20 protein-coding genes are annotated in these 23523 nt (G+C 65.1%); 10 read left to right on the top strand and 10 right to left on the bottom strand.

Annotation, left to right across the window (positions count from 1 at the left end; translation table 11 throughout):
* Positions 1-3: 3 nt before the first annotated feature.
* The 3 genes from folD to BLW02_RS12045 all read right to left on the bottom strand — a co-directional run bounded on the left by folD (position 4) and on the right by BLW02_RS12045 (position 4125).
* The gene (gene folD, locus BLW02_RS12035; protein ID WP_092698888.1) at positions 4-870 is read right to left on the bottom strand and encodes a bifunctional methylenetetrahydrofolate dehydrogenase/methenyltetrahydrofolate cyclohydrolase FolD; all 867 of its coding nucleotides are present in this window, start codon (positions 868-870) and stop codon (positions 4-6) included.
* Positions 871-943: 73 nt separating this feature from the next.
* Complete coding sequence (locus tag BLW02_RS12040) at positions 944-1570, bottom strand: response regulator transcription factor (protein ID WP_026435050.1); 627 nt, start codon at positions 1568-1570, stop codon at positions 944-946.
* Complete coding sequence (locus BLW02_RS12045; RefSeq protein ID WP_092698965.1) at positions 1567-4125, bottom strand: PAS domain S-box protein; 2559 nt, start codon at positions 4123-4125, stop codon at positions 1567-1569. Before BLW02_RS12045 ends, BLW02_RS12040 begins: the two co-directional genes overlap by 4 nt.
* A 167-nt stretch (positions 4126-4292) precedes the next feature.
* On the opposite strand from BLW02_RS12045, the gene aceE reads away from it, so the two are divergent.
* The 4 genes from aceE to BLW02_RS12065 are packed head-to-tail and all read left to right on the top strand — an operon-like array spanning position 4293 to position 10840.
* Positions 4293-7007, top strand: a complete 2715-nt coding sequence (gene aceE, locus BLW02_RS12050) for a pyruvate dehydrogenase (acetyl-transferring), homodimeric type (RefSeq protein WP_092698890.1) — start codon at positions 4293-4295, stop codon at positions 7005-7007.
* Positions 7008-7026: 19 nt separating this feature from the next.
* Complete coding sequence (gene aceF, locus BLW02_RS12055) at positions 7027-8697, top strand: dihydrolipoyllysine-residue acetyltransferase (protein ID WP_092698892.1); 1671 nt, start codon at positions 7027-7029, stop codon at positions 8695-8697.
* A 16-nt stretch (positions 8698-8713) separates the two neighbouring features.
* A complete protein-coding gene (lpdA, locus tag BLW02_RS12060; protein WP_092698894.1) occupies positions 8714-10573 on the top strand; it encodes a dihydrolipoyl dehydrogenase in 1860 nt (619 codons plus the stop codon).
* A gap of 45 nt (positions 10574-10618) precedes the next feature.
* A complete protein-coding gene (locus tag BLW02_RS12065; RefSeq protein WP_092698896.1) occupies positions 10619-10840 on the top strand; it encodes a DUF3079 domain-containing protein in 222 nt (73 codons plus the stop codon).
* A gap of 254 nt (positions 10841-11094) precedes the next feature.
* Here BLW02_RS12065 and BLW02_RS12070 read toward each other — a convergent pair whose 3' ends face one another.
* Positions 11095-12705 carry a SulP family inorganic anion transporter gene (locus BLW02_RS12070; RefSeq protein WP_092698967.1) on the bottom strand — a complete coding sequence of 537 codons (1611 nt, stop codon included), beginning with the start codon at positions 12703-12705 and terminating at the stop codon, positions 11095-11097.
* A complete protein-coding gene (locus BLW02_RS12075; protein ID WP_092698898.1) occupies positions 12702-13385 on the bottom strand; it encodes a ParB-like protein in 684 nt (227 codons plus the stop codon). The genes BLW02_RS12070 and BLW02_RS12075 overlap by 4 nt, the downstream gene beginning before the upstream one ends.
* 263 nt (positions 13386-13648) lie before the next feature.
* Here BLW02_RS12075 and BLW02_RS12080 point away from each other — a divergent pair, with 263 nt between their 5' ends.
* The 4 genes from BLW02_RS12080 to BLW02_RS12095 all read left to right on the top strand — a co-directional run bounded on the left by BLW02_RS12080 (position 13649) and on the right by BLW02_RS12095 (position 16094).
* Positions 13649-14587: a class I SAM-dependent methyltransferase gene (locus tag BLW02_RS12080; protein ID WP_092698900.1), complete on the top strand. Its 939-nt coding sequence runs from the start codon at positions 13649-13651 to the stop codon at positions 14585-14587.
* A gap of 111 nt (positions 14588-14698) precedes the next feature.
* Positions 14699-15217 carry a hypothetical protein gene (locus BLW02_RS12085; protein ID WP_092698902.1) on the top strand — a complete coding sequence of 173 codons (519 nt, stop codon included), beginning with the start codon at positions 14699-14701 and terminating at the stop codon, positions 15215-15217.
* Positions 15218-15324: 107 nt separating this feature from the next.
* Positions 15325-15570, top strand: a complete 246-nt coding sequence (locus BLW02_RS12090; protein ID WP_092698969.1) for a GlsB/YeaQ/YmgE family stress response membrane protein — start codon at positions 15325-15327, stop codon at positions 15568-15570.
* Positions 15571-15593: 23 nt separating this feature from the next.
* Positions 15594-16094, top strand: coding sequence for a hypothetical protein (locus tag BLW02_RS12095; RefSeq protein ID WP_092698904.1), 501 nt, complete (start codon positions 15594-15596; stop codon positions 16092-16094).
* A 148-nt stretch (positions 16095-16242) separates the two neighbouring features.
* Here the strand turns inward: BLW02_RS12095 and BLW02_RS12100 are convergent, their stop codons facing one another.
* The 4 genes from BLW02_RS12100 to BLW02_RS12115 all read right to left on the bottom strand — a co-directional run bounded on the left by BLW02_RS12100 (position 16243) and on the right by BLW02_RS12115 (position 20587).
* Positions 16243-16737 carry an EVE domain-containing protein gene (locus tag BLW02_RS12100; RefSeq protein WP_092698906.1) on the bottom strand — a complete coding sequence of 165 codons (495 nt, stop codon included), beginning with the start codon at positions 16735-16737 and terminating at the stop codon, positions 16243-16245.
* A 130-nt stretch (positions 16738-16867) separates the two neighbouring features.
* Positions 16868-19678 (bottom strand): DEAD/DEAH box helicase, encoded by a 2811-nt coding sequence (locus BLW02_RS12105; protein ID WP_092698908.1) that lies wholly within the window; start codon positions 19676-19678, stop codon positions 16868-16870.
* Positions 19679-19826: 148 nt separating this feature from the next.
* Entirely contained in the window at positions 19827-20321 is a 495-nt protein-coding gene (locus BLW02_RS12110; protein WP_092698910.1) for a hypothetical protein, read from the bottom strand.
* Positions 20322-20335: 14 nt separating this feature from the next.
* Positions 20336-20587 carry a GlsB/YeaQ/YmgE family stress response membrane protein gene (locus BLW02_RS12115; protein WP_092698912.1) on the bottom strand — a complete coding sequence of 84 codons (252 nt, stop codon included), beginning with the start codon at positions 20585-20587 and terminating at the stop codon, positions 20336-20338.
* 245 nt (positions 20588-20832) lie between these two features.
* On the opposite strand from BLW02_RS12115, the gene BLW02_RS12120 reads away from it, so the two are divergent.
* Positions 20833-21204, top strand: coding sequence for a hypothetical protein (locus tag BLW02_RS12120; RefSeq protein WP_092698914.1), 372 nt, complete (start codon positions 20833-20835; stop codon positions 21202-21204).
* 38 nt (positions 21205-21242) lie between these two features.
* On the opposite strand, the gene BLW02_RS12125 is transcribed toward BLW02_RS12120, so the two are convergent.
* On the bottom strand, positions 21243-21806 hold the full coding sequence (locus tag BLW02_RS12125) for a C40 family peptidase (protein ID WP_092698916.1): 564 nt from the start codon (positions 21804-21806) through the stop codon (positions 21243-21245).
* A 147-nt stretch (positions 21807-21953) separates the two neighbouring features.
* Here BLW02_RS12125 and BLW02_RS12130 point away from each other — a divergent pair, with 147 nt between their 5' ends.
* Positions 21954-23522 (top strand): thymidine phosphorylase family protein, encoded by a 1569-nt coding sequence (locus tag BLW02_RS12130; protein WP_092698971.1) that lies wholly within the window; start codon positions 21954-21956, stop codon positions 23520-23522.
* Position 23523: the final 1 nt, after the last annotated feature.

Raw genomic sequence — 23523 nt, forward strand, 5'->3', positions numbered from 1 at the left:
ACTTCAGGCGCCGGCGGCGCGTTCGGCGGCTTCCAGGGTGTTGACCAGCAGCATGGTAATGGTCATGGGCCCCACGCCGCCAGGTACGGGGGTGATCCAGCCGGCCACTTCCTTCACGCCGTCAAAATCCACATCGCCGCACAGCTTGCCCTCGTCATTGCGGTTCATTCCCACGTCGATCACCACGGCGCCGGGCTTGACCATGTCGGCCGTGAGCACGTTGCGCTTGCCCACGGCAGCCACGATCACGTCGGCCTGCAGGGTCTGGGCCTTGAGGTCGGTCGTGCGCGAATGGCAGATGGTCACGGTGGCATCTTTTTGCAGCAGCATCAGCGCCATGGGCTTGCCCACGATGTTGCTGCGGCCAATGACCACAGCGTGCTTGCCCCTGAGGTCGTAGCCCTTGCCATCGTTGAGCGATTCGAGCATCTTCATGCAACCGTAGGGCGTGCAGGGCCAGAAGCCGGGCATGCCGGTCATCAGCGCGCCGGCGCTGGCAATGTGAAAGCCGTCCACGTCCTTGGCGGGCGAGATGGCCTCGATGACCTTTTGCGCATCGATGTGCGCGGGCAGCGGTAGCTGCACCAGGATGCCGTGGATCGCGGGGTCGTTGTTCAGGGCCTCCACGCGTGCCAGCAGCGCGGCTTCGGTCATGTCGGCCGCGTATTTTTCCAGCACCGAATGCAGGCCACTGTCCTCGCAGGCCTTGACCTTGTTGCGCACATAAACCTGGGAGGCGGGGTTGTCGCCCACCAGCACCACGGCCAGGCCTGGCGTGGTGCCCCGCGATTTGAGGGCGGCTGCGCGCTGGGCGACTTCGGTGCGCAATTGGCGGGACAGGGCGTTGCCGTCGATGAGTTGTGCGGTCATGTCAGAAAATACGGATAAAAATGGCATGTAGCGCTTTGCAGGAAAGCGCTTCAAGCTCTGAAACAGAGAGCAATCAAGCCTTGGGCGCGTTCTGGCCCAGTGCAATCTTGAGCAGATCGGCCACGGTGTTGGCGTTGAGCTTTTCCATGATGTTGGCGCGGTGGGCCTCCACCGTCTTGATGCTGATGCCCAGGTCGTCGGCGATCTGCTTGTTCAGGCGGCCGGCAACGATGCGCTCAAGCACCTGGGCTTCGCGACCCGTCAGCTTGGACAGCAGTGCATCGCGGCTGGCGGCCTGCTGGTAGCCGGCAAAGGCGTCGCGGGCATGGTCGAGCATGCGCTCCACCAGCCCGACAAGCTCTTCCTCGTCGAAGGGTTTCTGGATGAAATCGAGCGCGCCTTTCTTCATGGTGTTGACAGCCATGGGCACGTCGCCGTGGCCGGTGATGAAGACGATGGGCAAAGGCGATTTGCGCTCGATCAGTCGGTCCTGCAGCTCCAGCCCAGTCATGCCGCCCATGCGGATGTCCACGATCAGGCAGGCCACCTCGCGCGGGTCGTAGCGCGAGAGAAAGGTTTCGGCAGAATCAAAGCAACGCACCCGGTAGTCCTTGCCCTCCAGCAGCCATTGAAGCGAGTCGCGGACCGCCTCGTCGTCGTCCACTACGTAAACGGTGCCTTTTTTCGGAATCAAACTCATGCAATTGTCCTTGGGGGTTGTGCGTTTGCTACAGAATTTGTAGTGGCATCCACAGGCTTGGCAAGCGGAAGCCAGAAGGAGAACCGGCAGCCTGTGACCTCGGATCCATTGTAGAGGTTCTCCGCCCGCATTCGGCCGTGGTGCGACTCGACGATGCTGCGGCACAGGTTCAGGCCCATGCCCATGCCTTCCTGCTTGGTGGAGAAGAAGGCTTCAAACAGGCGCTCCAGCACCTCGGGCGCCAGTCCCTTGCCGGTGTCCTGCACCGAAAACTCCACCACATCTTGGTCTTCGACATGCTTGGGCACCACGCGCAGTTCCACGCTGCGGCCAGAGGTGGGGCGGTTGGCCATCTCGATGGCCTCGGCCCCGTTTTTCATGAGGTTGACCAGCACCTGTTCGATCAGGATGGTGTCTGCCATCACGGGCGGCAGGCGCGCCGCAACGTAGTGGGTCAGGCGCACGTTGTGGCGGCGCAGCTCGATGTCGGCCAGCTCGACTGCCTCGTTCACCATCGACGTCACATCGGCCAGTGTGCGGTTGGGTTCGCTCTTTTTCACGAAGGCTCGGATGCGCTGGATGATCTGGCCCGCGCGTTGCGCCTGGTGGGCGGTTTTTTGCAGGGCCGCGAGCAGGGCTTCTTCGGTGATCTGGCCGCTGTGGATGCGTGAAATCATCCCGCTGCAGTAGTTGCTGATGGCCGTGAGCGGCTGGTTGAGTTCATGTGCGACGCTAGACGCCATCTCGCCCATGGTGATCAGGCGGCTGACAGACTGCGCCCGTTCGGCCTGGCGGGCAGCCTGCTCCTGGGCCAGGCGGCGCGGAGTGATGTCGGTGGCAATCACCATCTGCGCCAGGCGCCCGTCCACCCAGTTGAGGTAGCGTGAGCGCACTTCCAGCCATTTGCCCATGTCAGGCAGGTAGATTTCGGCGTTCTCGCTGCGTGCGCTGGTCAATGAGTCGGTGGGCAGTCCCATCAGTCCGTCCTCGTCGTCCACGCCCGTCATGTGGCTGGTGGCCGCTGGCACCACGCCCGCCTGGGCCACCAGTTGCAGGTGACCCACGGTTTGCGAGCCAAACCACTGGCGGTAGAGCTTGTTGGCAAACAGCAATTCCTGGCTACCCAGCGGCGCCACCGACACCGAAGCGTCCAGCGACTCCAGCACGATGGTGAAGCGTTCATAGGAGGCCGACAGCTGCTCGCGGATGCGGTTGGGTTCGGTGATGTCGGTCATCGATGTCATCCAGCCGGTTTGCTGGCCATGGGCATCGATCAGCGGAGACACATACAGGCGCGCGTCAAACTGCGTGCCGTTCTTGCGCCGCACGCGCACCTGAAACCCGCCCGTCACGGTCTTGCCGCTGATTTCATCGCGCAGCTTGGCATACAGGGCTTCATAGTCGGATTCGGGCCAGTAAGGGAAGGGGGCCGTCAGGCCCACCAGCTCGGTTTCGCTCCACCCGGTCATCTGGCAAAACGCCGCATTCACATAGGTGATGCGCCCCTCCAGATCCAGCGCACGCATGCCGGTGAGGACGGAGTTCTCCATGGCCCGGCGGAAATTGGTTTCAGCCACCAGCGCCTTCTGGGCCTGCATGCGCCGGCGGGTGTGGCGCCAGGTCGCAATCAGCATCCAGGCCGTCATGGCGCTGAGCGTGCCGACCAGCCAGAACAGGCCGCTGCCCACCACGCCCAGTGATGTGCGGTAGGCCTGTGCCTTGAGCACCAGGCCGTTGCCCACCGGGGAAACGGGTACTTCGTACGTGTTGGCGCGTGGGGCCCACGGCAGCAACTGGGTATTGGGGTTGCGCCGGCCCAGCGGCGTGCCGGCCAGCACCTGGCCGTTGCCATCGAGCAGCGTGACGGCATAACGCGCCAGCACTTCGGTGGGCGTGCCATAGCGCAACAGGCTGTCGATGGAGTATTCGCCCAGTACCACGCCGCTGAATTTGCCCTGCTGGTTCAGGGGTACCTGCAATTGCAGCAGGGGCGTGGCGTCGCCCTGGGTGGCGGTGGGCTGCGCATACACGGGTTGCTGCAGGTCGCGTGCCAGCTCGTAGGTGTCTGTGGTGTCGCCGGGGGTGAGCACTTCACCGGCCACGCGCAACTCGCTGCTGCCCAGCGTGGGGGCCGCTTGGCTGGCACGGATGCGCCGCTTGTCATCAATCCAGGTGATGGCCTGCAACTCGGGGTGCTGGCTGATCAGGGATTCGGCACGGCTCACAAACTCCGCGCGGTCCAGGTCCTGGTTGGACAGATCACGCGCAATGCGCATGAGCTGCTCCTGGCGCTCCAGAAGCCGCAGGCGCACGCGTTGCTGGGCATATTCCACATCGCGTTTAAGGGCTTCGTGTTCGCGCTCGACCTCCTCGGTCCGCAGATACCAGAAGGCAGCCACGATGGCCGCCATGAACATCAGCACGGCAGCCAGCGGTGCCAGTGCGGCAAACCGGTCCTGCCGCGTGGGGGAAAGGCCGCGCCACCACTTGCGCCAACCCCGCGCCGCAGGGGCGATGGGGGCTGCGGGGGCGGCGGTGGCTGGGGGTTTTTCCATGGGGCAAGTGTAGGGGAGGGTGGGCAGCGCCATGGCGGTGTCGTGGGCGTGTGCATTCGCCACAAAATATCGTTATGTGAAATTCAAAAGCACTATTCGAAATTCGAAAAAAATATGCGAAACTCAGCGCAACGTACTAAATTGCACCCTCAACACAGGAGACAAGCATGTCAGCTCAGCCCGCCCCCCTGGCCGGAAACGGCGCCACGCCCACCATCGACACCGATCAGCAAGAAACCCGTGAGTGGATGGACGCGCTGTCCGCCGTGATCGACAAGGAAGGGGCCGAGCGAGCCCACTTTCTGATCGAGCAGCTGCTGGAGCATGCGCGCCAGAACAGCATCGACATGCCGTTCTCGGGCAACACGGGCTACGTCAACACGATCGAGCCCACCCAAGAGGCCCACTGTCCCGGCAACATCGCCATCGAAAAGCGCCTGCGGGCCTACATGCGCTGGAACGCCATGGCCATGGTGGTGCGCGCCAACCGCCTGCACCCCGCCGATGGCGGCGACCTCGGCGGCCACATCGGCTCGTTCGCTTCCGTGGCCAGCATGTTTGGTGCGGGCTTCAACCACTTCTGGCACGCCGAGAGCGAAGGCCATGGCGGCGATCTGCTCTACATCCAGGGCCATAGCGCCCCCGGCATCTACGCCCGCGCCTACCTGGAAGGGCGCCTGAACGAGCAGCAGCTCGACAGCTTCCGCCAGGAAGTGGACGGCAAGGGCCTGTCGAGCTACCCGCACCCCAAGCTGATGCCCGAGTTCTGGCAGTTCCCCACGGTGTCCATGGGCCTGGGTCCGCTGATGGCGATCTACCAGGCGCGCTTTCTCAAATACCTGCACGCCCGGGGCATTGCCAACACCGAAAACCGCAAGGTCTGGGTGTTCTGCGGCGACGGCGAGATGGACGAGCCCGAGTCGCTGGGCGCCATTGGCCTGGCATCGCGTGAAAACCTGGACAACCTGATCTTCGTGGTGAACTGCAACCTGCAGCGCCTCGATGGTCCAGTGCGCGGCAACGGCAAGATCGTGCAGGAGCTCGAAGGCGAGTTCCGTGGCAGCGGCTGGAACGTCATCAAGCTGCTGTGGGGCGCCGGCTGGGATGCGCTGCTGGCCCGCGACAAGACGGGCAAGCTGCGCCAGCTGATGATGGAGACGCTGGACGGCGACTACCAGGCCATGAAGGCCAACGACGGCGCCTTTGTGCGCAAGAATTTCTTCGGCCGCTACCCCGAGACGCTCCAGCTCGTCGAGCACATGACCGACGATGAGGTGTTCGAGCTGCGCCGCGGCGGCCACGAGCCCGCCAAGGTGTACGCTGCCTTTCACGCCGCCAACGAGCACAAGGGCCAGCCCACCGTGCTGCTGGTGAAAACCGTCAAGGGCTATGGCATGGGCAAGGCCGGTGAAGGCAAGAACACCGTGCACCAGACCAAGAAGCTGTCGGACGAAGACATTAAGTACATCCGCGACCGCTTCAACATCCCGATCCCCGACAGCGAGCTGCCCGGCCTGCCGTACTACAAGCCGGCCGACGACACGCCCGAAATGCGCTACCTGCACGAGCGCCGCAAGGCCCTGGGCGGCTACCTGCCGCACCGCCGCGCCAAGGCCGACGAGCACTTCACCGTGCCCGCGCTCGACACCTTCAAGGCCATCCTGGAGCCCACGGCCGAGGGCCGCGAGATCAGCACCACGCAGGCCTACGTGCGCTTCATCACGCAGCTGTTGCGTGACCAGGCCCTGGGGCCGCGCGTGGTGCCCATCCTGGTGGACGAGGCGCGCACCTTCGGCATGGAAGGCCTGTTCCGCCAGATCGGCATCTACAACCCCAAGGGCCAGCAATACACCCCGGTCGATCGAGACCAGGTCATGTACTACCGCGAAGACAAGGCCGGCCAGATCCTGCAAGAGGGCATCAACGAGGCCGGCGGCATGGCCAGCTGGATCGCGGCAGCCACCAGCTACAGCACCAACAACCGCATCATGGTGCCGTTCTACGTGTACTACTCGATGTTCGGCTTCCAGCGCATTGGCGACCTGGCCTGGGCCGCGGGCGACATGCAGGCGCGCGGTTTCCTGCTGGGCGGCACCTCGGGGCGCACCACGCTCAACGGCGAAGGCCTGCAGCACGAAGATGGCCACAGCCACATCCTGGCGGGCACCATTCCCAACTGCGTGAGCTACGACCCGACCTTCGCCCACGAGGTGGCGGTGATCCTGCACCATGGCCTGAAGCGCATGGTCGAAAAGCAGGAAAACGTCTACTACTACATCACCCTGCTCAACGAGAACTACGCCATGCCCGGCATCACGCCCGGCACCGAAGAGCAGATCATCCAGGGCATGTACCTGTGCAAGCCCGGCGCCGAAGGCGACAAGCGCGTGCAGCTGCTGGGCTCGGGCACCATCCTGCGCGAATCCATTGCCGCACAGACCCTGCTGGCCGCCGACTGGGGCGTGCAGGCCGACGTCTGGAGCTGCCCCAGCTTCAACGAACTGGCCCGCGAAGGCCAGGACTGCGAGCGCTGGAACCTGCTGCACCCGCTGGAAGTGCCGCGCGCGTCGTTCGTTGCGCGCCAGCTGGGCGGCCACGCCGGCCCGGTGGTGGCCTCCACCGACTACATGAAGAGTTACGCCGAACAGATCCGCCCCTTCATCCCGGCCGGTCGCCCCTACAAGGTGCTGGGCACCGACGGCTTTGGCCGCAGCGATTTCCGCAGCAAGCTGCGCGAGCACTTCGAGATCAACCGCCACTACATCGTGGTAGCCGCGCTCAAGGCGCTCAGCGAGCAGGGCAGCGTGCCCGCCACCAAGGTGGCCGAGGCGATTGCCAAGTACGGCATCCAGGCCGACAAGACCAACCCGCTTTACGCATAAAACGAACGGAGACAGAACAATGGCATTGGTCAACATTCAAGTCCCGGACATCGGAGACTTTGACGAAGTGGGCGTGATCGAGTTGCTGGTCAAGGTGGGCGACACCGTGAAGGCCGAGCAGTCGCTCATTACCGTCGAATCCGACAAGGCATCGATGGAGATCCCGTCCAGCCACGCAGGCGTGGTCAAGGAACTCAAGATTGCGCTGGGCGACAAGGTCAAGCAGGGCTCGGTGATTGCGGTAGTGGAGTCCGCTGACGCGGGCGCTGCAGCAGCCCCGGCGGCTGCCCCGGCTCCAGTGGTGGCTGCCGCTCCAGCTCCGATGGGGGCCCCAGCGCCCGCACCGGCTGCTGCGGCTGCTGCAGGCCCGATCGAAGTACACGTACCCAACATCGGCGACTTCAAGGACGTGGCCGTCATCGAGCTGCTGGTCAAGGTGGGCGACTCGGTCCAGGCTGAACAGTCGCTGTTCACCGTCGAATCCGACAAGGCCTCCATGGAGATCCCGTCGCCCGCCGCCGGCGTGCTCAAGGAACTCAAGGTCAAGATCGGCGACACCGTCAACATCGGTGACCTGGTCGCCGTGCTCGAAGGCACTGCAACCGCTGCAGCACCGGCCGCCGCACCCGTTGCGGCCGCTGCACCCGCACCAGCCCCCGTGGCTGTTGCCGCTCCTGCAGTCGCTGCAACAGCACCCGCAACTGCCGCCGCCGCGGTGGCCGTCCCCGCCCACCAGCCCGGCACCCCCACGGCCGGCCTGCCCCACGCCTCGCCTTCCGTGCGCAAGTTCGCCCGCGAACTGGGCGTGCCCATCGACGAAGTCAAGGGCACCGGCCCCAAGGGCCGCATCACCCAGGACGACGTGGCTGCCTTCACCAAGCACGTCATGGCGGGCAGCGTGCAGACCAAAGCCCAGGCCGCCAAGGCGCCTGCAGCCACCGGCGGTTCGGGCATCGGCCTCGATTTGCTGCCCTGGCCCAAGGTCGACTTCACCAAGTTCGGCCCCGTCGAGCGCAAGGACCTCTCGCGCATCAAGAAAATCAGCGGCGCCAACCTGCACCGCAACTGGGTCGTCATCCCGCACGTCACCAACCACGACGACGCGGACATCACCGAACTCGAAGCCTTCCGCGTGCAGTTCAACAAGGAAAACGAGAAGAGCGGCGTCAAGGTCACCATGCTCGCCTTCATGATCAAGGCCGCCGTGGCCGCGCTCAAGAAGTTCCCCGAGTTCAATAGCTCGCTCGACGGCGACCAGCTGGTGATGAAGAACTACTTCCACATCGGCTTTGCGGCCGACACGCCCAACGGCCTGGTCGTGCCCGTCATCCGTGACGCCGACCAAAAGGGCATCGTCCAGATCAGCCAGGAGATGGGCGAGCTGGCCAAGAAGGCGCGCGACGGCAAGCTCGGCCCGGCCGACATGACCGGCGGGTGCTTTTCCATCAGCTCGCTGGGCGGCATTGGCGGGCGCTACTTCACACCCATCATCAACGCGCCTGAAGTCGCCATCATGGGTGTGTGCAAGAGCAGCCTGGAGCCCCAATGGGACGGCCAGCAGTTCGCCCCGCGCTTGATGCTGCCGCTCTCCCTGAGCTGGGACCACCGCGTGATCGACGGCGCCAGCGCCGCGCGTTTCAACGTGTACTTTGCCTCGCTGCTGGCGGACTTCCGCCGCATCGTGATGTAACGCGAGGGCAACACCCATGGCAATCATCGACATCCAGGTGCCCGACATCGGCGACTTCGCCGAAGTGGCCATCATCGAAGTGCTGGTCCAACCCGGCGACACCATCAAGGCCGAGCAGAGCCTGATCACCGTGGAGTCCGACAAGGCCTCCATGGAAATCCCCTCCAGCCACGCCGGCGTGGTCAAGGAGCTGAAGGTCAAGCTGGGCGACAAGATCGCCGAAGGCTCGGTGGTGCTGACACTGGAGGTGGCGGGCGCAGGCGCTGCTGTCCAGGCAGCCGCACCGGCCCCTGCGGCCCCCGTGGCTGCTGCAGCTGGACAAAAAACGTCTCCAGTGACCATCCCGCAAGCACCGGAATCTATCAATCCAGTAGCGTCCAGCTTCGCAGGCACGGCCGACGTGGAGTGCGATGTGCTCGTGCTCGGCGGTGGCCCTGGCGGCTACAGCGCCGCCTTCCGTGCGGCCGACCTGGGCCTGAAAGTGGTGCTGGTCGAGCGCTACGCCCAGCTCGGCGGCGTCTGCCTGAACGTGGGCTGCATCCCCTCCAAGGCGCTGCTGCATGTGGCCGCCGTGATGGACGAGGTGTCGCATCTGTCGGCGGCGGGCATCGACTTTGGCGCTCCCACAGTCAATGTGGACACGCTGCGCGGCCACAAAGAGAAAGTCATCGGCAAGCTCACCGGCGGTCTCGCCGCCATGGCCAAGATGCGCAAGGTCACCACCGTGCGCGGCTATGGTGCCTTTGTGGGCGCCAACCACATCGAGGTCGAGGAAACCACCGGCACCGGCCAGGAGAAGACCGGCAGCAAGAAGGTCATCGCCTTCCAGAAAGCCATCATCGCCGCCGGCAGCCAGGCCGTGCGCCTGCCTTTCATGCCTGACGATCCGCGCGTGGTCGATTCCACCGGCGCCCTGGCGCTCAAGGAAGTGCCCAAGCGCATGCTGATCCTGGGCGGCGGCATCATCGGCCTGGAAATGGGCACGGTGTACAGCACGCTGGGGGCGCGCCTGGATGTGGTCGAGATGATGGACGGCCTGATGCAGGGTGCGGACCGCGACCTGGTCAAGATCTGGCAGAAGATGAACGCCAAGCGCTTCGACAACATCATGCTCAAGACCAAGACGGTGGGGGCCAAGGCCACGCCCGAAGGCATCGAGGTGACGTTTGCGCCAGCAGAAGAGGGCGGCACCGCGCCCGCACCGCAGGTCTATGACCTGGTGCTGCAGGCCGTGGGCCGCACACCCAACGGCAAGAAGATCGCCGCCGAAAAGGCGGGGGTTGCCGTTACCGACCGTGGCTTCATCAACGTCGACATCCAGATGCGCACCAACGTGCCGCACATCTTCGCCATCGGCGACATCGTCGGCCAGCCCATGCTGGCGCACAAGGCGGTGCACGAGGCGCATGTGGCGGCCGAGGTGATCGCCGGTGAACTACAGGGCAACAAGGAACTGGCAGCCGCCGCCTTCAACGCCCGCGTGATCCCCAGCGTGGCCTACACCGACCCCGAGGTCGCATGGGTGGGCCTCACCGAAGACCAGGCCAAGGCCCAAGGCATCAAGGTCAAGAAGGGCCTGTTCCCCTGGACGGCCTCTGGCCGCGCCATTGCCAACGGCCGCGATGAAGGCGTGACCAAGCTGCTGTTCGACGACTCGCCGGAGGCCCATGGCCACGGCAAGATTCTCGGTGGCGGCATCGTGGGCACGCATGCGGGCGACATGATCGGCGAGATCGCCCTGGCCATCGAAATGGGCGCCGACGCGGTGGACATCGGCAAGACCATCCACCCGCACCCCACGCTGGGCGAGAGCATCGGCATGGCGGCGGAGATTGCGCACGGCAGCTGCACCGACGTGCCGCCAGCGCGCAAGTAACGCACATTACAGCAGGAGCCCGGCAACAGAGTCTGGAGAAGCGCCATGGCAGTCAAGAAGTTCCCCAAGGCCCCCGCCCACCCCGAGCGGGTGTGTTGGGGCTGCGACCTGTACTGTCCCGCCAAGGACATGCGCTGCGGCAACGGCTCGGACCGCACGCAGCACCCGGCGGAGCTGTTTGGCGACGACTGGGACCAGTGGGGGTTGGAGGCTGACGCGGAACCGGTAGCGCCAGCCATGGGGGACAGTGCCACTCCGCAGGCCTGACTGCGAAAGCAGGTGCTGTTGCCAGGCTGCAAGCCTGCAGGGAGCATGAAAAAAGGCCGTGCAGCCCCCACTGCGACGCATGGCGCGTTGGTCGAGATCGAGAAATCCATTGCGGCGGCCAGGCACAAACACAACGACTTCCTGAAGGCGTCGGGCTTGAGCCCGTTGCCCCATGAATCGGCATGGCTGCCAAGTATGACCGCATGCCCAAAGCCCCTCAGTTCGCCATCGGCGACATCGTGTGCCAGCTCACCTCATTGCATCGCGTCGTCCACGCTCCACGCCGCATAGATCGCTGCAGGCAGATCGGGCGAGTTCACCTGGCTGAGCAGGTCGCGCACCTTGTCTTTGACGCGGGCGAGTTCCAGTTGGGCGCCGCGTAGGCGCACCGAGGTGGCGAACTCGCAGAGCGCTTCGATGCTCGTTGCATCGAGGTCCGGCGATTCTTCCAGGCTCAGTACCATGCGTTGCAGGCCCGGCGTGGCGTCGATACGCGCCTGTATCGTGGCGAAGACCGCATCTGCGTTGCCGAAAAAAAGCGGGACTTCGGGCCGCGCAATCAGCACGCCGGGCGGCACGACGGCCTCGGGGTGGCGCGCCGTGTCGACATAGTCGTGGCCCTGGGCCAGGCGGCCAAGCCAACTCACGGTCGTGCGGGAAAAACCGCGCAGCAGCAGCAGCAGGCTGACGCCGATCGAGGCGAGCAGGCCCTCCAGCACGCCGAACACCAGCACCGCAGCGATGGCCACCAGCGCAATCAGCCGGTCGCGCCGCCATTGGAAATAGGGCCGCAGCACAGCTGGATTGAGGGAGTTGGCAACGGCGTGGATCACGATGGCGGCCAGCAGTGGTTCTGGGATGTGGGCGATCCAGGGCAGCATAGTGAGCACGGCCAGCAGCACCACCGCGCCTGCCACCAGTCCGGCCGCGCTGCTCTGCGCGCCCGCCGATTCATTGGCCGATGTGGCCGAGTAGCCCGCCCCGACCGGCATGCCCTGGAACAGGCCGGAGAGCAGGTTCGCCGCGCCGAGGGCGAGCAGATCACGGTTGGCCGACATGCTGTCGCCGTGGCGCAGCGCGAAGGTGCGGATCGAGCCGTAGGACTCGGCATAGAGAATCAGTGCGACGGCGAACGCCATCTCGCCCAAGTGCAGCCATTGTTCACGCCCGAGTTGCGGCACGCCGGGGTGTGAAAAGTCGATGGACAGCGGCCCGACCGCCGCCACGCCCCAGGTCTGGCACAGGCCGCTGACGTCGAGTGCGATGCCGCCTGCAATGACCAGCAAAGCTGCCGGTACCGCGCGCCAGCGCGCAAGGCCGCGCAGCAGCGCCAGCGCGACCAGCGCCATCACAGCGCCGGCCACATTCCAATCGCGCCAGCTGGCGGCCAGTTCTGCGACGAGCGGGAAAAAATCACTGTGCGCCGGGTGCACGGCGAGCACCTTCGGCAATTGCTTGACCACGATGGTCAGGGCCAGCCCGAGCGCGAAGCCGCGCAGCACTGGCTTGGCGACGAGGCTGGAGACCGCGCCGAGTTTGGCGACGCCTGCGATGATGAAAAAAAGACCGGTCAGCAAGACGATGCCGGCGCTGAGCACCAGCCGCATGGCGGTATCGATCCCCGCCACCGATGTGGTGGCAGCCAGCAGCACCGCAGCCGATGACGATGTGGCGGAGACGATGGCAAACCGGCTGCTGCCGATGAACCCGTAAACCAGCAGCCCGGCAAAGAGGGCCATCACGCCGGCTTGCGGCGCCATGCCGGCGATGCCCGAGTAGGCAACGGCTTCGGGCAGCAGCAGCCCGGCAATGGACAGACCGGCCACCAGGTCGGCAAGGCCTGGCCGGCCGGCGGCAGCGTTCATGGCGTGGGCTTGCGCTTGTTGGCCGCCGCCGCCGTGGCCGTCGGCAGGGCGGCGGGGGTGATTGCGCCGGTCCACCCGGGCAGGTGGTGTGCGCTGTGGCTGCGCGCGATCACCACGGCTTTGTCGATACTGCTCTGGGGCAAGGCTTCGGTGTCCGTGGGCTGCAGCTTCTTCGGGGGGATCAGCGGCCTGAAGAAATCGGCCCACAGGAACTCGGCATAGGGCGCAGCGTCTTTCGCGTAGCCGCCCGCCTTGCGCACGAAACCGGCGAGGCTGCGGTACGGGTCGTTTCGCAGCTTCGAAACATTGGACGGGATCGCGTCGAAGTCGCGGCGCTTGCCTTGCTCGTCGAACGGGTGCGCCCAGCGGTGGAACTCCATCAGCCGCCAAAACAGCTCGCCCTCGACTTCCGAGAAATCGTCGAGCTGCATCACCCAGACCGTCTCGACCATTTCTTCATGCAACGCCAGGCCCAGGTGGTGGTGGTCGACAATGTAGTAGTGCCCGCCGGGCCCGCGCACGGCAGGAAACCAGTGTGCGGCCAGCGTATGTGAGCGTTCCTTGCGCTTGAGGAGGTTCCACTGCGTGCGCTTGGCCGCGACCTCGGCACCGCCCACGGTGATCTGCGTGGGGCGCAGGTCTTTCAGGGCGACGGATAGCAAGTGTTGTTGTGTGCTCATGATGGTGAAGCCCCATGTCTGAGGTCGTGAAAACGCACTGAAACCGGCGGCCTGTCGACAGCCGGACCATGTTCTGTGGCGTGAAGCAGACCTTGGGATCGCGGCCCCCCGCACGAACCAGCGCGGCCAATCGTAGCTTGCTTTCGCCGCATGGTGATTCGCAAGCAAATGCATCGGGCTTGTCACATGCTCTGCGTGCTGTGCAATGGCGTGCATGATTACGTGGTTGCCACCGCCTTCTCACCTCACCACCCTCTGCCTGCATGCAAGCTTTATTGAACGCCATCGCCACGATGGACCTGCCCATCGACGCACAGCGCATCTTCCATGGCCGGGGCGGTCTGTATCCTGGCTGCGAACACTGGGTGCTGGATGCCTACCCGCCTGTCTGGGTGCTGACCAGTTTCCAGCCGGTCACCGACGAGGATCTGACCGTCATCGGCGCGGCATTGACCGAACGCTGGCAACAGCTGGCCCCCGGCCAGCCGCTCAACTGGGTCTTTCAATGCCGCCAAGTTGGCCACATGGAAACCCGGCTGATGGCCGGCAGCGTGCCCGAGCCGCATGTGGTGACGGAGCAGGGCGCGTGCTTTCGCGTGCATGTGCTCAAGGGGCAGAACCACGGCCTGTTCCTGGACATGGCCGAAGGTCGGTGCTGGGTGCGCGCTTACGCTTCGGCACGCAGCCAGGACCGCTATGGCCTGAAGGTACTCAACCTCTTTGCCTACACCTGTGCTTTCTCGGTGGTGGCCCTTCAGGCCGGCGCACGCCAGGTCGTGAACGTGGACATGAGCCCTGGCGCCATCGCCATCGGGCAGCAGAACCACCAGCTCAACGGCATCACTACCGGAGCCAGCTTTCTGGCGCACGATATTTTCAGCACCTGGGGCAAGATCACGCGCGGCGGGCCGTATGGCCTGGTGATCGTGGACCCGCCCAGCTACCAGAAGGGCAGCTTCGTCGCCACCAAGGACTACGCCCGCCTGATGCGCCGCCTGCCCGACCTGCTGGCGCCCGGCGGCCATGCGTTGCTGTGCCTGAACGCGCCTGAACTGGGTGTGGATTTCCTGCACGACCAGATGCGTGATCTGGCGCCAGAGCTGGTGTTTGTGGAGCGGGTGGCCAACCCGCCGGTGTTTGCCGATGCGAACGATGAAAGGGCGCTGAAGGTGCTGGTCTATCGGGCCGCGGATCTTGCGTAGGCAGCCATCAACACGGTTGCGCACGAAATGAAACATATTTGCGGTCAACCCATGAAATGGGGGGGCGTTAACAGCAAACGCACGTAATTCCGTGCTTTTTTGAAGGCTCCCATGAAAAAATCGTTGATTCTGATGGCGTTGAGCACCGTTTTTGCCGGCGCTGTATTTGCCCAGACCGCAGCTCCTGCGGCGCCCGTGAGCCCGTCGGCGCCTGCAGCGGCCAAGGCTGTTGTGCCAGCGGCACCTGCAATGCCCGCCGCCGCTGTGGCTGCAAAGGCGGCAGCACCCGCTGCTGCCACGGTCAACGCGGTGTGCAAGGATGGAACACCTTTCAGTGGCGACACCCTCAAGGGCGCATGCCGGGGCCACGGCGGAGTGGACAAAAAAGCCGGAACGGCTGCTGCGGCTGCGCCCGCAGTTGGCAAGCCCGCCACCAAAGCCGATAGCGCACCCATGGCGCAAGCACCCGGTGGCGGCGCTGGCAAGGTGTGGGCGAATGATTCGACCAAGGTGTACCACTGCGCCAACGACAAGTTCTACGGCAAGACCAAACATGGCGAGTACATGAGCGAAGCCGATGCCAAGGCGAAAGGCTTCCATGGCAGCCACGGTAAAGCCTGCACTCAGTAACCCCTGGTTTCGGCCACACCAGCGACGAAGCGCTGGTGTGGCGTGTTTTATTTCTTCGCAGATTGAGCGATGATGCGTGGACTTCAATGGCGGAGGTACGCACCATGATGCATTGGGTTTGGACGGTTCTCATTGGCTTTTTGGCGGGTTTCGTTGCCAAGATGATCACCCCCGGCAAAGGGCCTAGCGGCTTCATCATGACCGCTGTGCTGGGTGTTGCGGGCTCTGTGGCTGCCTCGTTCATCGGGCAGCGCTTGGGATGGTATGGGGCGGGCAATACGGCGGGCTTTATCGGCTCCGTCGTGGGCGCCGCAGTGCTTTTGCTGGTGTATCACCTGGTCACGCGCGAATGAAGCGCAACTGAAAGGACCTTGCCATGGGTATTCTCGACATGCTGACGCAACTGGCATCTTCCGGTAGCGTCTCGGACCAACACTTCGATCAGGCGACCCAAAGCGTCCCCAAGGATGTTCTGGGCGCGGCACTTGCCAACACGTTTCGCTCGGACAGCACGGCCCCCATCGGGGATTTGGTGGGGCAACTGTTTGGCAATTCCAATGCACAACAACAGGCTGGGTTGCTCAACCAGATTCTGGCAACCGTGGGCCCCACTGCAGCGTCTGCGCTGGCCGGTGGTGTGCTGGGCCGGGTGTTGTCGCCTGGAAGCAGCCAGGTGACACCCGAGCAAGCTTCTCAACTCACACCGGAGCAGGTGCAGGCTGTAGTCAATCACGCGCATGAATCCACCCCTGGTCTGGCAGACCAGTTGGGGAGCTTCTACGCGGAACATTCCGGTCTCATCAAGACCCTGGGCGGGGCTGCATTGCTGATGGCCATGACGCACATGAAAGACCATTTGGGTGCATCGAAAGAATGAACCTCTGCGCCAAGACTGAAAATCGGTTTGGCGACGGAATGCGTTTGTCAATTTGGGACGCAAGGCCCATTCGGATAGCTGTTCCAGGAAGACTGTAAGCCCGTTCCCTTTGCATGGGCGGTCATGGGATGACCGCCTTCCCATTCCATCAATCCACCGACAGTTGCAGTATCCGTTCCCAGTGCGCTGCGTCCACCGGTGTAATCGACAGCCGATTACCTTTTTGCAGCACCTGCATTCCCGTGAGTTCAGGGTGTTTGCGCAGTTCCGCCAGGCCGATCAACCGCGTCTTGCGCACGGCCTGCACATCTAGCAGCAGCCAGCGCGGTTTGTCGGATGGGGACCGGGGATCACAGTAAGGCGATGCAGTATCAAACTGCGTGGGGTCAGCCCGTGCTCGGGATACGATGCGCGCGATGCCGGCAATACCAGGCTCGGAGCAACTGGAGTGGTAGAACAGCACGCCATCACCCACCTGCATCTCGTCGCGCATGAAGTTGCGGGCCTGGTAGTTGCGCACGCCGGTCCACGGCACGGTGGCATGGGGCGCGGCCAGGGCGTCGTCGATGGAGCACTCGTCGGGCTCGGATTTCATCAGCCAGTAGCGCTGGAGGCGGGCTGGAGCAATGGGCGGTGCGGTCATGGCGCCATTGTGGCAAAGGCGATGGCGGGCTGGCTTTTGTGCGGGTGGCGTGCCGTGTGTTTCATTGGCTGCATATCGGATGGCTCATGGTGCTTGTCGGCAAAGCGCCAGAGGCCAAAAACACGTCAACTTATGGTGGCTGCAGCGGTCGCGGCCGCCGTTGGCCTGTGCCACCCCAGCGCAGGGCGTCTTCGCCCGGTATGGCCAGCGGGTTGCTGGCGGGTTCGGTCAGTGGCGCCAGCAGTGCGTGCAGGTCGGCCTCGCTGAATTTGACCGCGCCCTCGGCGTCATGCCCCAGCACACCCTGGGCCAGCGCGGCCTTGCTGGCCTGCAGCTCCAGCATGCGTTCTTCGATGCTGCCTTGCACCACCAGTTGGTAAACGAACACGGGCTGGTTTTGCCCGATGCGGTGGGCGCGGGCGGTGGCCTGTTCTGCCACGGCGGGGTTCCACCAGGGGTCGAGGTGGATCACGGTATCCGCCGCCGTGAGGTTCAGGCCCACGCCGCCGGCCTTGAGGCTGGCAAGCAGCATGGGAGCGCTGGCATCATCCTGCGCCTGAAAGCTCCTGACGACTGCGCCCCGCTGGCGCGGCGGTGTCTGGCCGGTGAGGGTGAGGTAGGGAAGGGCCAGGGTATCGAGCAGCTCGGCCACCAGCGTGAGCATTTCGGTGAACTGCGAGAACACCAGCACGCGGCGCCCTTCATCGACCAGGGCAGGCAGCAGGTCGGCCAGCAGCTCCAGCTTGGCGCGTTCGGTGCCGGGGTGGACTTTCGCTCCCTTCACAAGGCGGGGGTCGCAGCAGACCTGGCGCAGCTTGAGCAAGGCGTCCAGGATGGTGATCTGCGCGCCTTCGAAACTCTGCTGTGCCAGCACGCGGCACACCTGCTGGTCGGCCGTGGTGCGCACGGCCTCGTACAGTTCGCGCTGCTGGCCTTGGAGCTGCACGCGCAGGATGGTTTCGGTGCGCGGCGGCAGTTCGGTGGCCACGTCCTGCTTGCGGCGGCGCAGGATGAAGGGGCGCACGCGCTGCGACAGCAACTGGGCGCGCAGGGTTTCGCCGTTCTCCTCGATGGGCTTGCGCCAGCGGGCGTTGAAGCTGCGCACGTCGCCCAGAAAGCCCGGCATCAAAAAGTCGAACTGCGCCCACAGCTCGCCCAGGTGGTTTTCCAGCGGCGTGCCCGTCAGGCACAGCAGGTGCGGGGCCTGCAGCTTGCGCAGGGCGCGGGCGCTGCGGCTGCCGGCGTTCTTCACCATCTGCGCCTCGTCCAGGATCAGCAGGTGGAACGGCTGGGTGGCCAGCGCGTCCACATCGCGCCAGAGCAGCGGGTAGGTGGTGAGCACCAGATCGTGCTGGGCGATCTGCAGGTAGCGCTGGCCGCGATCGGGGCCATGCAGGCTGAGCACGCGCAGGCCCGGAGCCATGCGCGCGGCCTCGGCTTGCCAGTTGAAGAGCAGCGAGGTGGGCAGCACCACCAGGGCCGGGCGGGTGAGGCGCCCCGCTTCCTTTTCGGTGAGCACATGGGCCAGGGCCTGCGCGGTTTTGCCCAGGCCCATGTCGTCGGCCAGGATGCCACCCAGGCCTTGTTCGCGCAGGTATTGCAGCCAGGCCAGGCCTTCCAGTTGATAGGGGCGCAGCTGCACCTGCAGGCCCTGCGGGGCGGCCACCGGCTGTGGCGTGCCGATAGAGCGCAGGCGCTTGGCAAGCTGCGCCAGGCCCGCATCGCCCTGCAGCTGCCAGTCGTTGTTCCAGCCATTGACCGTGCCCACGCGGTGGGCCTGCACCAGAGCGGCACGCAGGGCCTCGATGCGGCGGACCTCCCACGCACCCAGGTGCAGCGGATCGCCTTCCTTGCGCTGGTTGCGTGTCGGGTCGGTCAGCAGATCGACCATGGCCCCCACGATGGCCTTGAGCGGCCCGGCGGGCGCGTCGATGCGTTGCCCGCCGGGTGTGCGCAGCGAGATGATGGCGATGTCGTCGATGGCCGCCATCTGCCGGGCGTTGAGCCAGCGTGCGTCGCGGCGCAGCAGGTCGGCCAGCAGGGGGGCCAGGTCCAGCGTCTGCCCATCGATCTCGATGCCCAGGCTGAGCAGCCAGGCGCCTTCGCGCCCGGGCAGCATGTGCTTTTGCACGGGGCGTTGGCGTTTGCTCAGCGGACCATCCATCTCCTTGCCCAGCAGTTCGCCGGTGTCGGGGGCAATCAGCAGCTTCCAGCGCTGCACGGGCACGCTTTCGTGCGCAAAGCCGGGGTGCACCACCACGCTCCAGCCTTCGGCGCGCAGTTGGGGGATCTGCTCGGCCCAGAAGTCGCCAAAGTGCGCCTCCTGCGCCAGCGTCCACACGGGGCCGAGGCTGCTGGCGGCAGCGCGGTGGCGCCATTGCAGCTTGCGCGCATCGACGGGGATCAGGCCCAGGTCCCACACGCGGTCCATGGCGTCGGCCTCGGCGACCAGGTTGCGCTGCAGGCGCACCACGGGGCCGCCGGTGTCGTAAAGCGCTTCTTCCAGCGCCGGGCGGCTGTTGAGCACGGTGGTGGGTGCGGGTGTCTGCCAGGCTGCACCACTTGGGGTGCGGTAGGTCCAGTCAATGCGAGCGAGGGTGACGCTGCCGCTGCGCGGGCCGAGCTTTCCGTGCGGCTGCAGGCCCAGCAGACCATCGCCCCGGCCCAGGGTCTGCAGCGTCAGCCGGGGGCGAAACTGGCCTGGTTCTGCTGCGGCTGTCTGCGCTGGCTCGGCGGGGCGGGCCGGCGGCAAGGCCGCGCCGTCCTGGCGGAGCAAGGCCATGACGCGGGCCGCGTCCGCATCGGCCAGGGGCGGGAGCCGCTGCAGCGCTGCCGCATCGGCGTGGCTGCGCAGGGCCTCAAGCCACATTGCCACCCCCTGCTCACGCAATGCCGGTGCTGGGCGCTTGGGGGAGGGGAGCTTGTCGCCAGCGGAAGCCATGGGCCGGGATTTTGCCTTGGACAGGGGCGCTGCAGGAAAAGGGGGCGCCGGCTTGTGGCGTGACGCGCGTAGCGCGCACCCTGATGAGGATGAAAACCGCTGCTTGCCTTTATTGCATCAACGTAAAAAGCTACTTTTTCAGGAGCAATCAGCGCGGTGCCGGCAGCCTCAACTGGGACTGTTGCACCACCTGCACGCAATCGCGCAGGTGCTGCTCCCCCAGGTAGCGCAAGGTGGTGTAGCCCACGGTGGCGGCCACCGCCTGGCCTGCCAGCGGCACATATTTGACCAGCTGCTTTGTCGTGAGACGCAGGCCCACCGCTCGGGTGGCACGCAGCACCAGTTCCTTGGTGATGAATTTGCCGATCAGCACGGACCCGACCAACGTCACCGCTTTTTGCACCTGCTCGCGCTTGTGCGGGTCGAGCTGGTCGAGTTGCGCAGGCGTGAGCCCAAACTGGGCATTGACTTGCGGCAGCAGCTGCGAGAGCAGTGCGGCATCTACCGCCCAGTCCAGCCCTGGCACCGGCACTGTGCTGGCCACCGCTGCCACCAGGGCGCGGCGGTGCAGCAGGCGGCGGCTGCGCTGCACGGCCGCCGCCAGTTCGGGGTTGCCTGCGGCCATTTGCCGGGCGCTTGCCATGGGCTGGCCTGCGATCAGGTCTTGCCTTTGAACAGGCCGTAGATCACCAGCAATACCACCGCGCCCACCACCGAGGCAATCCAGCCTGCAGCGGCGCCATGCTGGTACCAGCCCATGGCCGTCCCCACGTAACTGGCGAGAAACGAGCCGGCCACGCCCAGCAAGGCGGTCATGATCCAGCCAAGCTTGTCGTCGCCGGGCTTGACCGCCCGCGCAATGAAGCCAACGACGAGTCCGACGATGAGGGTTCCGAGGATTGACAGCATGGCGGCACCTGGTAATAAAGATAGGTGCCAATGTATGCCAAATGACCCTGGCGCGTGTGTCAGACAGGGCCTTGTGTTGGCGCAATGGCGAGAAGCACCCAAGGGCGGGCAAAGCCCATGCATGTGGACATTGTCCGACACCCGGGCGCGCTCGGCACCTGCGCCTTGCCCGGGAGCCGACCTATGGTGGCATCTGTGTCCCGCTTCTAAATTGACCTCTTCGGATGAACTCGAAAGGAAATCACATGAAAAACCATACGTTGTCAGGCCTGCTGGCTGCAACAGTCTGTGCGGTTGCAGGTGTGTTGTCGGTACCGGTTTGGGCCCAAGGTAGGGGTGAGGCATCGCTGATGCGGGGTGCCGTGCCCGACACCACGGCCCAGCAACGCTACCAGTCGGCCATCCGCGAAGCCGGTGGCGGGTTGAAGGTCAGTCTGGAAGAATGCAAGGCCATGCCCCCAGGCAAGGAACGCAAGGGCTGTGAAGCTGAGGCACTGTCGCGTTACCAGCAGGACATGGCCGACGCCCGTGCCATGCGCAGCAACCCCGACAAGGGACCCGTCAATATCACGGGTGGACCCATTCGAAGCACTGAAACGGTCACTGTGAAGCCCTGACCAGGGTGAGGCCGCAGAGGCTTGCAGCGCTGCAAAGCTCAGGGCTGGGCTTTGGCTTCCACGGTGACCCGGCGGGCCCCGTCGAAACGGCGTTGCCAGTAGGACTGGCGCATGTCTTCGACCCGCACTTCGCTGCCGGTGCGGGGCGAGTGGATGAATTTGCCGTCGCCCACATAGATACCCACATGGCTGAAGGCGCGGCGCATGGTGTTGAAGAACACCAGATCGCCGGGCTGCAGTTCCTTTTTGTCGATCACCTGGGTGCTGGCGGCCTGCTCATCAGCTCTGCGGGGCAGGATCTTGCCCACGGTTTTCTCGTAGACGGTGAGCACGAAGCCGCTGCAGTCAAAGCCGGTTGCCGCACTGGTGCCACCGCGGCGATAGGGTACGCCGATGAATCCCATGGCGTTGCTGAGCAGATCTGCGGTGCGGTCGGCGACCACATGGGCTTTGTCTGCCACGGAATGGCGCACGTCATCGAGCTGGGTCAGCAGGCCTTTATCGGCCAGAAAACGCTCGATATCTTCGGGGGATGCCGCTGCAGGGGCAGCTTGGGCGGCAGAGGCAACGGTGAGGAGTAAGGCGATGAACCAACGGGACATGGGTGCGGAGGGTAACACGCTTTTCTTACAGGCCCGGAATCGGGTGTTCTGCGCAAGTTGTTGATTTGAATCGTTTTCCCGTTTCGGCGGCGGCATTTACGGTGTAGGCTGCTGTCCATGCATATCGAGACCAGCGAACCCCGGGACATGCCTGCTGCACCCGTTTCCACCCAGATTCCATCCCAACTCGCCCTGCGCCGCGTGGCCATCGACACCTGGCACGAAAACGTTGCCTACCTGCACCGCGATTGCGCGGTGTACCGGGCCGAGGGCTTTCAGGCGCTGTCCAAGATCGAGGTGCGCGCCAATGGCCGCCACATCCTGGCCACCGTGAACGTGGTGGACGACACCGCCATCGTGGGCTGCCATGAGCTGGGCCTGTCAGAAGACGCCTTTGCCCAGCTGGATGTGGAAAACGGCCACACCGTGTCGGTCACGCAGGCCGAGCCGCCCGAGTCCATGGGGGCGCTGTTTCGCAAGATTTCTGGCGAGCGCCTGACGCGGGCGGATTACGCGGCCATCGTGCGCGACATTGCGGGCCACCACTATTCCAAGATCGAGCTGACGGCCTTTGTCGTGGCCTGCCACCGCGATGAGCTCGACCGCGAAGAGGTGTTCTTCCTGACCGACGCCATGGTGGCCAGCGGCCGACGCCTCGACTGGCATGAACCGCTGGTGGTGGACAAGCACTGCATCGGCGGCATCCCCGGCAACCGCACGACCATGCTGGTGGTGCCCATCGTGGCGGCCCATGGCATGTTGTGCCCCAAGACATCGTCGCGCGCCATCACCTCGCCGGCCGGCACGGCCGACACCATGGAGGTGCTGGCCAAGGTGGAGCTGCCGTCCGAGCAGCTGGCCGACATCGTGCGCGACTACCGCGGCTGCCTGGCCTGGGGTGGCACGGCCAATCTTTCACCGGCCGATGATGTGCTGATTTCGGTGGAGCGCCCGCTGTCCATCGATTCGGCCGGGCAGATGGTGGCCTCCATCCTGTCCAAGAAGGTGGCCGCCGGCGCCACCCACCTGGTGCTCGATATTCCCATCGGCCCCACGGCCAAGGTGCGCTCCATGCCCGAGGCCCAGCGCTTGCGCCGCCTGTTTGAATATGTGGCGCGGCGCATGGGCCTGTCGCTGGACGTGGTCATCACCGACGGGCGCCAGCCCGTGGGCAACGGCATCGGTCCGGTGCTGGAGGCGCGCGACGTCATGCGTGTGCTGCAAAACGACCCCGATGCGCCCAACGACCTGCGGCAGAAATCCTTGCGGCTGGCGGGCCGCCTGATCGAATGCGACCCCGACGTGCGCGGCGGCGACGGCTACGCCATTGCGCGCGACATTCTCGATTCGGGCCGGGCGCTGCGGCGCATGGAAGAGATCATCGCCGCGCAGGGCAGCAAGGGGTTCGATCACCTGCATCCGCAGCTGGGGCCACTGACCTTCGAGGTCTGCGCACCCGCCAGCGGCACCGTGGTGGGCATCGACAACTTCCAGATCGCCCGTGTGGCCCGGCTGGCGGGCGCACCCAAGGTGCAGGGCGCGGGCGTGGACCTGTTGCACAAGCTGGGCGCCACGGTGGCGCAGGGCGATGTGCTGTACCGCGTGCATGCCGGCTACCCCGCCGACCTGGAGTTTGCCCGGCAGGCCAGTGTCCGGGACATTGGCTACCGGCTGGGCGCTGCCGACGCCGTGCCCCAGGTATTTGTGGAGTTCTGAC

It is taken from the genome of Acidovorax soli (genome assembly GCF_900107605.1).
GTDB lineage: Bacteria > Pseudomonadota > Gammaproteobacteria > Burkholderiales > Burkholderiaceae_C > Acidovorax > Acidovorax soli.

Excerpts from the sequence above, each read along its gene's own strand:
- folD (WP_092698888.1), bottom strand. The coding sequence starts at position 870 with ATGACCGCACAACTCATCGACGGCAACGCCCTGTCCCGCCAATTGCGC.
- BLW02_RS12040 (WP_026435050.1), bottom strand. The coding sequence starts at position 1,570 with ATGAGTTTGATTCCGAAAAAAGGCACCGTTTACGTAGTGGACGACGAC.
- BLW02_RS12045 (WP_092698965.1), bottom strand. The coding sequence starts at position 4,125 with ATGGAAAAACCCCCAGCCACCGCCGCCCCCGCAGCCCCCATCGCCCCT.
- aceE (WP_092698890.1), top strand. The coding sequence starts at position 4,293 with ATGTCAGCTCAGCCCGCCCCCCTGGCCGGAAACGGCGCCACGCCCACC.
- aceF (WP_092698892.1), top strand. The coding sequence starts at position 7,027 with ATGGCATTGGTCAACATTCAAGTCCCGGACATCGGAGACTTTGACGAA.
- lpdA (WP_092698894.1), top strand. The coding sequence starts at position 8,714 with ATGGCAATCATCGACATCCAGGTGCCCGACATCGGCGACTTCGCCGAA.
- BLW02_RS12065 (WP_092698896.1), top strand. The coding sequence starts at position 10,619 with ATGGCAGTCAAGAAGTTCCCCAAGGCCCCCGCCCACCCCGAGCGGGTG.
- BLW02_RS12070 (WP_092698967.1), bottom strand. The coding sequence starts at position 12,705 with ATGAACGCTGCCGCCGGCCGGCCAGGCCTTGCCGACCTGGTGGCCGGT.
- BLW02_RS12075 (WP_092698898.1), bottom strand. The coding sequence starts at position 13,385 with ATGAGCACACAACAACACTTGCTATCCGTCGCCCTGAAAGACCTGCGC.
- BLW02_RS12080 (WP_092698900.1), top strand. The coding sequence starts at position 13,649 with ATGCAAGCTTTATTGAACGCCATCGCCACGATGGACCTGCCCATCGAC.
- BLW02_RS12085 (WP_092698902.1), top strand. The coding sequence starts at position 14,699 with ATGAAAAAATCGTTGATTCTGATGGCGTTGAGCACCGTTTTTGCCGGC.
- BLW02_RS12090 (WP_092698969.1), top strand. The coding sequence starts at position 15,325 with ATGCATTGGGTTTGGACGGTTCTCATTGGCTTTTTGGCGGGTTTCGTT.
- BLW02_RS12095 (WP_092698904.1), top strand. The coding sequence starts at position 15,594 with ATGGGTATTCTCGACATGCTGACGCAACTGGCATCTTCCGGTAGCGTC.
- BLW02_RS12100 (WP_092698906.1), bottom strand. The coding sequence starts at position 16,737 with ATGACCGCACCGCCCATTGCTCCAGCCCGCCTCCAGCGCTACTGGCTG.
- BLW02_RS12105 (WP_092698908.1), bottom strand. The coding sequence starts at position 19,678 with ATGGCTTCCGCTGGCGACAAGCTCCCCTCCCCCAAGCGCCCAGCACCG.
- BLW02_RS12110 (WP_092698910.1), bottom strand. The coding sequence starts at position 20,321 with ATGGCAAGCGCCCGGCAAATGGCCGCAGGCAACCCCGAACTGGCGGCG.
- BLW02_RS12115 (WP_092698912.1), bottom strand. The coding sequence starts at position 20,587 with ATGCTGTCAATCCTCGGAACCCTCATCGTCGGACTCGTCGTTGGCTTC.
- BLW02_RS12120 (WP_092698914.1), top strand. The coding sequence starts at position 20,833 with ATGAAAAACCATACGTTGTCAGGCCTGCTGGCTGCAACAGTCTGTGCG.
- BLW02_RS12125 (WP_092698916.1), bottom strand. The coding sequence starts at position 21,806 with ATGTCCCGTTGGTTCATCGCCTTACTCCTCACCGTTGCCTCTGCCGCC.
- BLW02_RS12130 (WP_092698971.1), top strand. The coding sequence starts at position 21,954 with ATGCCTGCTGCACCCGTTTCCACCCAGATTCCATCCCAACTCGCCCTG.